The organism is bacterium, assembly GCA_030685015.1.
Classification (GTDB): Bacteria; CAIWAD01; CAIWAD01; order CAIWAD01; family CAIWAD01; genus CAIWAD01.
This window is the reverse complement of sequence record JAUXWS010000045.1, coordinates 1-10807: the sequence shown is the minus strand read 5'-3', so window position 1 is coordinate 10807 and position 10807 is coordinate 1. Positions and strand designations below refer to the sequence as shown.

Sequence of the window (10807 nt, the reverse complement as noted above, 5' to 3'; positions counted from 1 at the left end):
TGCCCCTTGATCGAGCCGGATTCAACACAATTTCGCCGGTTTTTGAACACGTCTGCTCAGAAAGTTAGGGTCAGATTCGATCCGCAAAAAGCGGCGCCCCGAACCAAGTGGCCCGGGGCGCCTTTGAAGTCGGTCGGCAGCCGGTCGGCTGGGAAGAGCCGGTCGCTGAGGACAGCGGGGATTACTTCATCAGGACCATCTTCTTGGTCTCGACCGAGCCACCCGCCTGCAGGGCGTAGAAGTACACGCCGCTGGTCAGGTTGGAGGCGTCGAGCGTGACGCTGTACTGGCCGCGCTCCACCATGCCGTTGACCAGGGTGGCCACCGTGCGGCCGGCCAGGTCGAAGACCTTCAGGTTGGCGAAGGCGGTCTCATCCATGGAGAAGGTGATGGTGGTCGTCGGGTTGAAGGGGTTCGGCACATTCTGGCCCAGGGCGAAGCCGGAGGGCAGCTCGTCGGCGCCCACCTGCGGGCACTCCGTGCACTGGGAGACGCAGAGGTTGAAGGCCCCCGCGGCGCTGCTGTAGCCGTCCACCGAGATGTAGTAGGTGCCGGCGGGCAGGAAGCAGCACTCGATCGTGGACTGCAGACCTCCAAAGTCGTCGTTGCCGGCCACCAGCAGGCCGTTCACGTCCCAGATGCCAAGAACCGTGTCATACGCCGAACCCGCCAGGGTGAAAGTGAACTCGGCGTCGCAGGGCAGGTCAACCACATACCATGCATCCCGGCTGGCGCCGATTGCAGTGGAGCCAAACTGGTTGAAGTCAAGCGTGCACAGCAGGTGCGTGACATCAAGGTAGGCACCGGTGGTGTCCGTGTAGGGGGCCACCGTGCTGCCGGTGACGCACTCGCCCACGGCGATGGGATAGGCGCCGCTCATCACGTTGTTGGCGGGCGGGGGCGGCGGGGGAGCACACTCCGTCCACACCGTGGTGACCACGCCATTGCCCAGGATGTCGGCGTTGCTGTAACGATCGATGCGCAGGTAGTAAGTCACGCCCGTCAGGAAAGTGAACTCGCTGCAGCGCAGGTAGGTCCGCCAGCCGCAGGAGCTGAGTCCATCGCGGTAGTAGACTTGTGTCAGCGTGCCGGCGCAGTCACCCGTGTAGATGCGCAGGTCGGTGTCGAAGTTGGAGTCGCCGGCGCAGGTCTCCAGGTCGAGGCCCGTGCCCGTGCCCACCCAGTAGAACCAGAGGCGGGCATGGTCCGTGCCATACCAAGTGGTGGTGCCGAAGGGGATGGCGAAAGCGGAACACGCATCGTTGAGGACCGGCACAATGGCGCCGTCCTCGTAGGCCGCCTTCTGCTCGGCCTGGGTCTTCTCAGCCGCCAGCACCGGCGCCGTGAGGCCGGCCACCAGGCTGAGCAGGACCAGTGTCTTCAGGTTGCTCATGGGATCCTTCCTTTCCAAAGTTCAGGGGTTGTGTCCAAACTCAATACACCCAGCCCTGCCACGGGTTCATTCAGCGGTCAATGTGGAAGGCTCAGGTTTTAAGGCTGCAAGGGTCAGAGCAAGCGGGGTGCCAATTCGTGAGGAATAGCCATATCTATTGATAGCGAATGGGTTTCTCGTTGAATGATGGGTCATACATCGTGAAGCCCGCCGGATTCCTTACAGCGATGTCGCTATTTGCACACAAAGAACCATCTGCTGGTTGAAAGTCACCATGCCCGTTAATGATAATCCCCCGTCGATATCCCCTACAACTCCTCCTGCCTCCCCGACGGCCCGACGGGTTGGATCGCAGTCTCGAAAAACAGGGGCCCGCATCACTTGAGGAGGATCAACTTGCGATTGCGGGAATAGCCATTGACCTCCAGGCGGCATACATAGATGCCACTGGCCAGTCGGTCATCCTGAAAGTTGACGCGATGGATCCCGCCCGCCCTGATGCCATCCGCCAGAATTGCCACTTGACGGCCGTGAAGGTCGAGGATCTCCAGCCGGACACGGGCCGGATCGTCAAGTTCATACGCGATGGTTGTGGCGGGATTGAAGGGATTGGGATAGGGCGCATGAAGGAGGGTTCGCGCGGGACGCCGCCCGCCCCTTTCTGCCTCCACCTCGACCTCCTCCCACGGACCAAGGCTGCCGTCCGGGTTGACGTTCTGCAGAAAAATGTCGCCCGCAGCGTCAGCGCGCTGATCCTTCCACACGGCGATCAGCTGGCCGGAGCCGCCGGTCGCCGCGGTCAGGTTGCCCCGGGGCGCCAGGACTGTGCTGGCGGTGGTGACAGCCGGTTCCCAGACCGCCTCCCCGTCATTCCCCACCGCCTGGACCAGCATCTGGCAATTCATCACATCCGTGGGGAAGTGGAGATGGCCCACCAGGCTGTGATCCTCGTCGCCGCGCACCGCCACAACCGAGTGCCGGTCGGAGGCGGCGAGGGGATGCAGCACCAGGCCGCCCGGCCCCCAGAGCCGCTCCCCCGTCGAGGACAAACGCTGCCCGGCGATGCCCATCAGATTCTGGTCCAGATCGGTGATGCGGTAGTAGAGCTCGATGGCGGCCGGCCCCTCGCCCGTCTCGTCGATCACAAGGCGGGGCTGGTCCTGCAACTCGCCGGCTGTGGTGGACAGCGGCACGCCGTTGGCCGTCCAGGCGGGAACGCCACTCTCCAGCAGGTGTTGGGCGTAGGCGTGCAATTGATTGTCGCGGCTGTCGTACCAGAAGCACCAGGCGCCACCCGCGCCGTCCGCCCGCAGGTCGGGGCGCATCTGCGGCCCGAAGCCGCCCGCCGTCTGGATGGCCACGCCCAGTCCGGCCCACGCCGGCTGGCCGGCGCTGTTGAAGCGTTGCACGACGAGATGCTTGGGCGACCAGAACTGCGACCCCTGCGCCGCCAGGAACTGCAACAGCACCGCGTCGCCGGGGGCGGGAGCCAGCCGGGGAATGGACAAGGGGAACTCGCCGCTGAGGGTGATCACCGCCGGCGTCCAAAGGTCGGCGCCGTCGGCGTCCACCTTGCGCAGATGAAGAACGGCGTCCTCCTGCCACGCGAAGACGACGTTGCCCTCCGTCGTGACACAAATGCGCGGATCGGGCTCGAAGCCTTCGTTGTCGGAGATGGCCTGGCCGTCCGCGCCCCAGAGGAAGTCTCCGTCCGGGCTGATGCGGTAGGCCGTGATGTCGCGATCCGCCCCGCGGCGGATGTCGTTGATGGCGACAATGGCGCAATCCGCCTGGTCCACGGCCAGGTCATAGTCGGTGATCCACGTGTCTTGCGGGTGACCGCTCACCAGCAGGCCGTCCTCCCACTGGGGCACGCCATCGGCATCCAAGCGCTGCAGCCAGGTGTCGTAGTTGCCGGAGCCGTTGTCCTGCCAGCTGATGTAGCAGCCACCGTCGCCGGTGGCGACGATCTTGGGCAAGGACTGCTCGCCGGCGCGTCCGCAGATGAGCAAATTCGCGGCGGGATCCTCCGGCCACTGCGCCCGCAGGGCCGAGGCCGCCAGGATCAGCAGCATGAGTCTCATCATGACATCCTCCTTCCGTCAGCGGACCAGCAGGCACTTCGCGGCCGGCGAGGCGCCCTGCGGCGTCCATAGGCGCGCCAGATACAGACCGGAGGGCAGGACACCGCCCATCGTGTCCCGGCCGTCCCAGCGGGCCTCGCGCCGGCCCCTTCCCTGCACCCCCAGCGACTGAGAGAACAGGCGTCGTCCCCGCAAGTCGAAAATCTCCAGCCGGACGGCGCTCGACTCCGTCAGCTCATATACGATCCACAACGTTGGATTGAAGGGGTTGGGCGCCAACCCCAGAATGTGGGGCGAACGCGGGCGGTCCCCCACATCCGGCCTGGGGCGGGGCGCCACCATTGTCCCGTCGTCGCGCAGGGCCAGGCTGTGGAAGGCTCCCGCCGCCACGGCCACAAAACCGCTGTTGAGAGTGGGCACCGTGCACTGGCCCCGCTCGTTGGAACCCCAGGCCACCAGGGAGCCGCTCTCCTTCAAGCCCAGGCTGTGCTCGGCCCCCGCCGCCACAGCCACGAAGCCGCTGTTTGGCCAGGGGACGTTGCACTGGCCTTCCGTGTTGGAGCCCCAGGCGGCCACCGAGCCGTCCGTCCTGAGTCCCAGGCTGTGGTTCCAGCCCGCCGCCACGGCGACGAATCCTGTGGCCGGCGTGGGCACCGCGCACTGCCCGTCGCCATTGAAGCCCCAGGCCCACACGCGGCCTTCCGTGTCCAGCCCCAGACTGTGATGGAGTCCTCCGGCCAGCGCGGAATAGACAACACCCTCCGGCGCGTCGCACTGGCCGTGGGAGTTGTAGCCCCAGGCCGCCACCGAGCCGTCCTCGAGCAGGGCCAGGCTGTGGTAGCGGCCGGCCGCCACGTCCTGCGCCTCGCCGGCAAGGGACGGCACTTCACATTGCCAGAACTCGTTCTCGCCCCAGGCCGCCACGAGCCCCTCCGTCGTCACGGCCAGGTGGTGGCGGAAGCCGGCGGCGATCCTGGTGAAGGCGACGCCAAAGGGCGGGTTTGTCTCGAACCCTTCCCAGTCCAGTCCCCAGTCCGCCACGTTGCCGTTCCCGCGCAGGGCCAGACCGCGCTCGTGTCCGCCGGCGATGGCCACAAACCCAGCATTGGGCACCGGCACCCCTGCCTGGGCGTGCTGGTCGCTGCCCCAGGCCTCCAGGGTGCCATCCCCCCGTACGCCCAGACTGTGAAAGGATCCCGCCGCAATGCCGGACCACCCCAGGTTGGGAGCCGGCACCAAGCCCTGGTCCAGGCCGTTGTCCCCCCAGACACCCAGGATGCCGACATTCGTGAGGCACAGGCTGTGGCGCAGGCCGCCCGCCACGGCCACGACGTCCCCAATCCAGGACGGGACCTCGCACTGCAGGAAGCTGTTGTCGCCCCAGGCGGCGACGGAGCCGTCGGCGCGGATGGCCAGGCTGTGCAGGCCACCGGCGGCCAGGGCGGTGAAGCCCTGGTTGGGCGTCGGCGTATCACACTGGCCGAAATCGTTGTAACCCCATGCGACCAGCGCGCTGTCAATCTTCAAGGCGAGACTGTGCAGGCCGCCGCCGCTGATCATGGTGAAGCCCGTGTTGGGGATGGGCACGGCGCACTGGCCGAAATCGTTGCGTCCCCAGGCGACGATGGTGCCATCCTCCCGCAGGGCCAGACTGTGGTAGCCGCCGGCGGCGATGGCCGTGAATCCGCTGTTGGGCGACGGCACATTGCACTGGCCATAGCTGTTCGATCCCCACGCCACGATGGAGCCGTCCTGGCGCAGAGCCAGGCTGTGGCTGCCCCCGGCCGCCATGGCCAGGAAGCCCGCGTTGGGCTCCGGCACTTGGCACTTCCCCGCCAGGTTGTCGCCCCAGGCCACGATGGTGCCGTCCTGGCGCAGGGCCAGGCTGTGGCGTTCGCCGCCGGACACGGCCACCACCTGCTCCAGCTGGTCGGGAGTGGCCAGCACCTGGACGCCCCATCCCACGATGGATCCGGTGCCCTGGACCGGCCCCGCGTTGGCCAAGGCCAGCAGGAGAAGCACCTGCCGCGCGCCGCGCGCGAGTCGCTTGTGCGAAGGAGTCATGGAAATCATCTCGCTTTGTTCGGCCGGGGGAAGCTGCCATTCCCGGGGCGCCGGAAGAAGTTTTTCTTTCAACGGGCGATGCAAGGTCTTGCCTCGCCCCTGCCCGAAGCCCACGTTGGGATCCGTTCAACACACAGCTTGGTGCAACCACCCGCCCCCGCGGGAGAGAGGATCCTGAGATGAGTTTGTGGAAACTGGCCGGCCAGCCTTGGTCGGCTCTCATCGTGCTGCTTGCCCTGGTCGCCGCCGCGCGCGCCGACGTCAACGTGGTCAATTCATCCTTCGTCTGGGTGCCGGCCCATGTGGTGGTCGAGGAAGGGCAATCCGTCCATTGGGCCTGGACCGGCCTGCACAACGTGGCCGAGGTGGACGGACCCGCCGACAACGTCTGGAACGGCACCGGCTTCCGCAGTGGCAGCGCCACCAACGGCGGCGCTTACAGCGTCACCTTCGCGCAGACCGGCCTCCACTACTACGTCTGCGAACTACACGCCGCCATGGGCATGCGCGGCACGGTGCTGGTGGTGCCGGCCGGCACCCAGCACACGGTGGTCGGCTCCGGGACGACCTGGTCGCCCGCCAATCTCACCCTCAATCCAGGGGACACCGTCTTCTGGCGATGGACCGGTTCGCACAATGTGGCCGAGGTGAACGGCCCGGCCGACAACAATTGGAACGGCACCGGCTTCCGCAGCGGCGCGGCCACCAACGGCGGCAGCTACAGCCAGACTTTCACGACGCCCGGCCTGCGCCATTACGTCTGTGAGATCCACGCCGCCATGGGCATGCGCGGCACCATCTCCGTGCCGGACCCCTGCGCCGACCCCATGCCGCTCCCCACCTCGCTCCAGATCGCTTATGACGTGAACAGCCACACCGTCAACCTGAGCTGGGATGCGGTCAGCGAAAGCATGGAGGGCTGCCCGATCACGCCCCTCTACACCGTGTGGGCGGGAGCGACGCCCGACGCCCTCGCCCCCCTGACCGAGACGATGGAGACCTTCCTGACCTTGCCCGCCATCGACCGCGCTTGCTACGAAATCACGGTGCGACCGGCGGGCGGCGCCAACTGAGGGCCGCCGACCCGGGCAGAGTCGACCACCCTGAGCCGCCATCGCCCTTCCGGCCAGCGCCGGGAGGGCGCTTCCATTCCTGTCGATCAGGCGAAAAGCAGGACGCTGCCCGTCCACGCCAAGGCGGCCAGGACGGCGGCCATGGTGGCCTGCGGGATCTGCGTCTTGACGTGGTCCATCAGGTCGCAGCCCGTGCACATGGAGCTGAGCACGGTGGTGTCGCTGATGGGCGAGCACTGGTCGCCGTAGACGCTGCCGTCCATCACCGCGGCAAAGCAGATCGTCATGTAGAACACAGGATGCGCCAGTCCATTGGCGTTCGCCACAGCCCAGGCCAGAGGCATGGCCAGTGGAAAGGCCACGGCGTAGGTGCCCCAGCTGGAGCCGGTGGAGAAGCTGATCAGCATGGTGATCAGCTGCAGGACCACGGGCAGGGTCCACCAGGGCAGGTGGCCGCCCAGGGCCTCCACCAACCACAGGCCGCCGCCCGCCTCCTTGCTCACGGCGCCGATCGTGATGGCCAGGAGCAGGATGACGCTGCCCGCCACCACGCCCTTCATGCCGTCCACCACGCCCGCCATCAGGGTGGTCAGCGACATGCCGCGCAGCAGCGCCATCAGGGCGGCCAGCAGCAGGGCGACGCCGAAGGCCCAGCGCACCTGGGGCACCCCTCCGGCGATGAAAGTCCCCACCGCCACGCCCACCAGGAGGCCCAGCGGCAGCACGAAACCCCACAGGCTGGGACGGAAGCCATCCGGCACATGGTCGCGGGCCAGCTCGGCGGCGGCCAGGGGGCGGGCCCCGGGGGCGTCCAGCTCGCCCGTGGTGCGAGCCCGCACCATGGCCTGGCGCAGGCGGGAACCGAGGAAGGGCGCTTTCTCGACGGAGAGCAGGAGCGTGCCCAGCACGGCGAAGATGGCGTACCAGCAAAAGGGGATGGCCGCGAAGAAGAAACGGATGCGATCTGCTTCGGTGGCCAGCCAGCTGACGCCCGCCACATAGAGGAAGCCCTGCACATAGCCTGGCCAGGCGTTGAAGGCGAGCAGGCTGGCGATGGGCGAGGCGGTGGAGTCCACCACGTAGGCCAGCTCCTCGTGGCTGACCCATTCGCGGTCGGCCACCGGCTTGATGGTGGTGCCCACCAGCACGGCGCTCACCGTGCCGCCCTGGAAGAAGAGCACGCCCAGCAGCCAGGCCGCCAGTTTGGCGCTGCGCGGTCCACGCACCCAGTGGACCGCCACCCACTCGGCAAAGGCGCGGGCCGATCCGGTGCGCGACCAGACACCCATCAGGCCGCCCAGCAGCCACAGGTAGAGGATGAGCACGCCGGCGGCGCTCTCCGTGCTCAGGCTGGGCACCAGCACCTGCTCCGTGATGTCATAGTGACCCAGCAGCAGCGCCCCGCAGGCGATGCCGGCCAGCAGGCTGGAAAGGGGCTCGCGGGTGATCCAGCAGAGGAGGACGGCGGCCAGGGCGGGCAGCAGGGACCAGGGGCCCCAATGGTGGGCGGCGTCGAACCTGACCCGTTCGGGGGGCCCACCGTCGATGGCCGGTCGCAGGACGATCTCCATGCGCCGCGCCGGCTCTTCCCCCGCCGCATTGAGCCGCACCAGGCTTTCCGGCCTGAGGACGCTCTCTTCCCAGGCAAGTGAAACGGGCAGGGGCAGGGTCTTGCCGCGCCACTGGTAGGTGGGGGCCTCCGCCGTTCCGCCCGTCTCCACCACCACGGCCTCGGCGGTCCAGACGGGGGGCACCCTGCGCCCGGCATGCCAGGAGAGACCCAGCAGGACCAGCAGGAGCCAGAGGGCCGGCGATGACAGGCGGCCAAAGAGGAGGGGCCAGCGGGCGGGACCCATCCTCATCCCTTCAGGCGGCCGCGGAAGAAATCCAGGGCCGCGGGGTTGGCCAGGGCTTCGGCATTGTCCACCGGGCGCCCGTGGATCACCTGCTTGACGGCCAGCTCGCTGATCTTGCCGGAGCGGGTGCGCGGAAGGTCCGCCACCTGGAGGATGCGAGTCGGCACGTGGCGGGGCGTGGCGTTGTCACGGATGCGACGGCGGATGCGCTCCTCCAGCGCCTGGTCCAGCGTCAGCCCGTCGCGCAGCTTGACGAAGAGGACGACCCGTTGATCACCATGCCAGTCCTGTCCCACCACCAGGGCCTCCTCCACCTCCGGCACCTGCTCCACCTGGCGGTAGATCTCCGCGGTGCCGATGCGCACGCCACCGGGGTTCAAGGTGGCGTCGCTGCGCCCCAGGATGACGAAGCCGCCCGCCGCCGTGTGCAGGGCCCAGTCCCCGTGGTGCCAGATCCCGGGGTAGCGCTGGAAATAGGCGTCCCGGTAGCGGCTGCCGTCTTCATCACCCCAGAAGCCGGTGGGCATGCTGGGAAAAGGCCGGCGGCAGACCAGCTCGCCCGCCTCGCCCACAAGCCCGCTCCCCTGCGCATCCACCACGGCCACGTCCATGCCCAGGCCCGGCCCCTGGATCTCGCCGCGGCGCACGCCCTGGAGCGGATTGCCCAGCACGAAGCAGCTGACGATGTCCGTGCCGCCGCTGATGCTGGCCAGGAGCTGGTCCGCCTTCACGCTGCCGTACACCCAATCGAAGCTCTCGGGCAGAAGGGGCGAGCCCGTCGAGAGGATGGCGCGCAGCTCCGTCAGCCGGTGGCTGGCGCGCGGTCGCAGGCCGGCCTTGGCGCAGGCGTCCAGATACTTGGCGCTGGTGCCGAAGACCGTGATGCCGGATTCGTCGCACAGATCCCACAGCGCCGCCGGACCGGGGTGGAAGGGACTGCCGTCCCACAAGACCAGCGCCGCTTCGGAGGCCAGGGCCGAGACCAGCCAGTTCCACATCATCCAGCCGGTGGTCGTGTAGTAGAAGAGGCGGTCGGCCACTCCCAGGTCGGTGTGGAGACGATGTTCCTTCAGATGTTGGAGCAGCGTGCCGCCCGCCCCGTGCACCAGGCACTTGGGCTTGCCCGTGGTGCCGCTGGAATAGAGGATGTAGAGCGGTTGTTCGAAAGGGAAGCGCGCCCATGCGGATTTGGAGGGCGCCAGCTCCAGCCAGAGTCGCATATCCACGGAGTCGGGCAGGGCGTCCAGGTCCAGCACTGCCTCCTCCTCCGCGGCACGGTTGGGGATGACCAGGGTGCCGCGCAGGCCGGGCAGCCCGGCGCGGATCTCCTGCAGGCGCGGCAGGCAGTCCACCCACTGTCCCTTCCAGGAGTAGGCATCCACGCCCACCAGCCAGACGGGCTCCACCTGCCCGAAGCGGTCCAGCACGCCTGCGGCGCCGAAATCGGGCGAGGCGCTGGTCCACACTCCGCCCAGGCTGGTCACGGCCAGCATGAGGGCAAGGGTCTCTGGCAGGTTGGGGGCCACCGCCGCCACGCGATCACCCGGCCGCAGGCCCGCCGCCTCGAATCCCGCCCGCAGGCGCAGCACGGCGTCCCGCAGCCGGTCGCGGCTCCAGGTGTCCCGCCGTCCGCGGTCGTTGGCCGCCAGCAGGGCCGGCTCCGGACCGCTGCTCCGCAGCAGGTTCTCGGCGTAGTTAAGACGCGCCGCGGGAAACCAGCGGGCGCCGGGCATGCGATCCGCCCCCGCCAGCACGCGGTCTCCCATCTCCCCCTCAACGGCGCATGTGTCCCAGACCAGGCGCCAGAAGGCCGCCGGCTCCGTCACCGACCAGGCGTGCAGGGCGGCGAAATCCGGCAGGGGGTGGCCGGCGGCGTCCTCCGCCGCGCGGCGGAAGGCCTCCATCCGGCAGGCGCGGACGCGGTCGGGCGCAGGCTGCCACAGCAGGTCGCCACTGGCGTGGATCATGACGGGCTCCGGGTGATGTTTGTGCTGCGGGTTAAGTAGGACTTTCCCGGGCGCGGGGCAACACAGCGCCCTGGTGTCAGGTGTGGATCCATCCGCGGACAGTCCTCGGACAGACGACTCTCACACGACCACGCTGCATGTGCGGGCATGCGCCCAGACTTGACAAGAGGTTTGGACAGATTTGGGGTGAAGGAAGGGATCTTCCCCGGGGGAAGCCCGGGGGAAGCCCGGGGGAAGCCCGGGGGAAGCCCGGGGGAAGCCCGGGGGAAGCCCGGGGGAAGCCCGGGGGAAGCCCGGGGGAAGCCCGGGGGAAGCCCGGGGGAAGCCCGGGGGAAGCCCAGGGGAAGCCCGGGGGAAGCCCAGGGGAAGC

Annotated in this window: 6 protein-coding genes; 1 reads left to right on the top strand and 5 read right to left on the bottom strand. The window is 68.3% G+C overall.

All coding sequences use genetic code 11. The features are described 5' to 3' along the window. Nucleotides 1-181: 181 nt before the first annotated feature. The 3 genes from Q8O14_06095 to Q8O14_06085 form a co-directional block, all read right to left on the bottom strand. The gene (locus Q8O14_06095; GenBank protein ID MDP2360308.1) at nt 182-1393 is read right to left on the bottom strand and encodes a T9SS type A sorting domain-containing protein; all 1212 of its coding nucleotides are present in this window, start codon (nt 1391-1393) and stop codon (nt 182-184) included. A 377-nt stretch (nt 1394-1770) separates the two neighbouring features. Continuing rightward, on the bottom strand, nt 1771-3480 hold the full coding sequence (locus Q8O14_06090; protein MDP2360307.1) for a T9SS type A sorting domain-containing protein: 1710 nt from the start codon (nt 3478-3480) through the stop codon (nt 1771-1773). A gap of 15 nt (nt 3481-3495) precedes the next feature. After that, a complete protein-coding gene (locus tag Q8O14_06085; GenBank protein MDP2360306.1) occupies nt 3496-5541 on the bottom strand; it encodes a hypothetical protein in 2046 nt (681 codons plus the stop codon). A 179-nt stretch (nt 5542-5720) separates the two neighbouring features. Here Q8O14_06085 and Q8O14_06080 point away from each other — a divergent pair, with 179 nt between their 5' ends. Then, complete coding sequence (locus Q8O14_06080; GenBank protein ID MDP2360305.1) at nt 5721-6614, top strand: plastocyanin/azurin family copper-binding protein; 894 nt, start codon at nt 5721-5723, stop codon at nt 6612-6614. Between the two features lie 86 nt (nt 6615-6700). On the opposite strand, the gene Q8O14_06075 is transcribed toward Q8O14_06080, so the two are convergent. Further along, nucleotides 6701-8476, bottom strand: a complete 1776-nt coding sequence (locus tag Q8O14_06075; protein MDP2360304.1) for a Na+/H+ antiporter NhaC family protein — start codon at nt 8474-8476, stop codon at nt 6701-6703. Beyond that, nucleotides 8473-10437, bottom strand: coding sequence for an acetoacetate--CoA ligase (locus Q8O14_06070; protein MDP2360303.1), 1965 nt, complete (start codon nt 10435-10437; stop codon nt 8473-8475). The genes Q8O14_06075 and Q8O14_06070 overlap by 4 nt, the downstream gene beginning before the upstream one ends. Between the last annotated feature and the right edge of the window lie 370 nt (nt 10438-10807).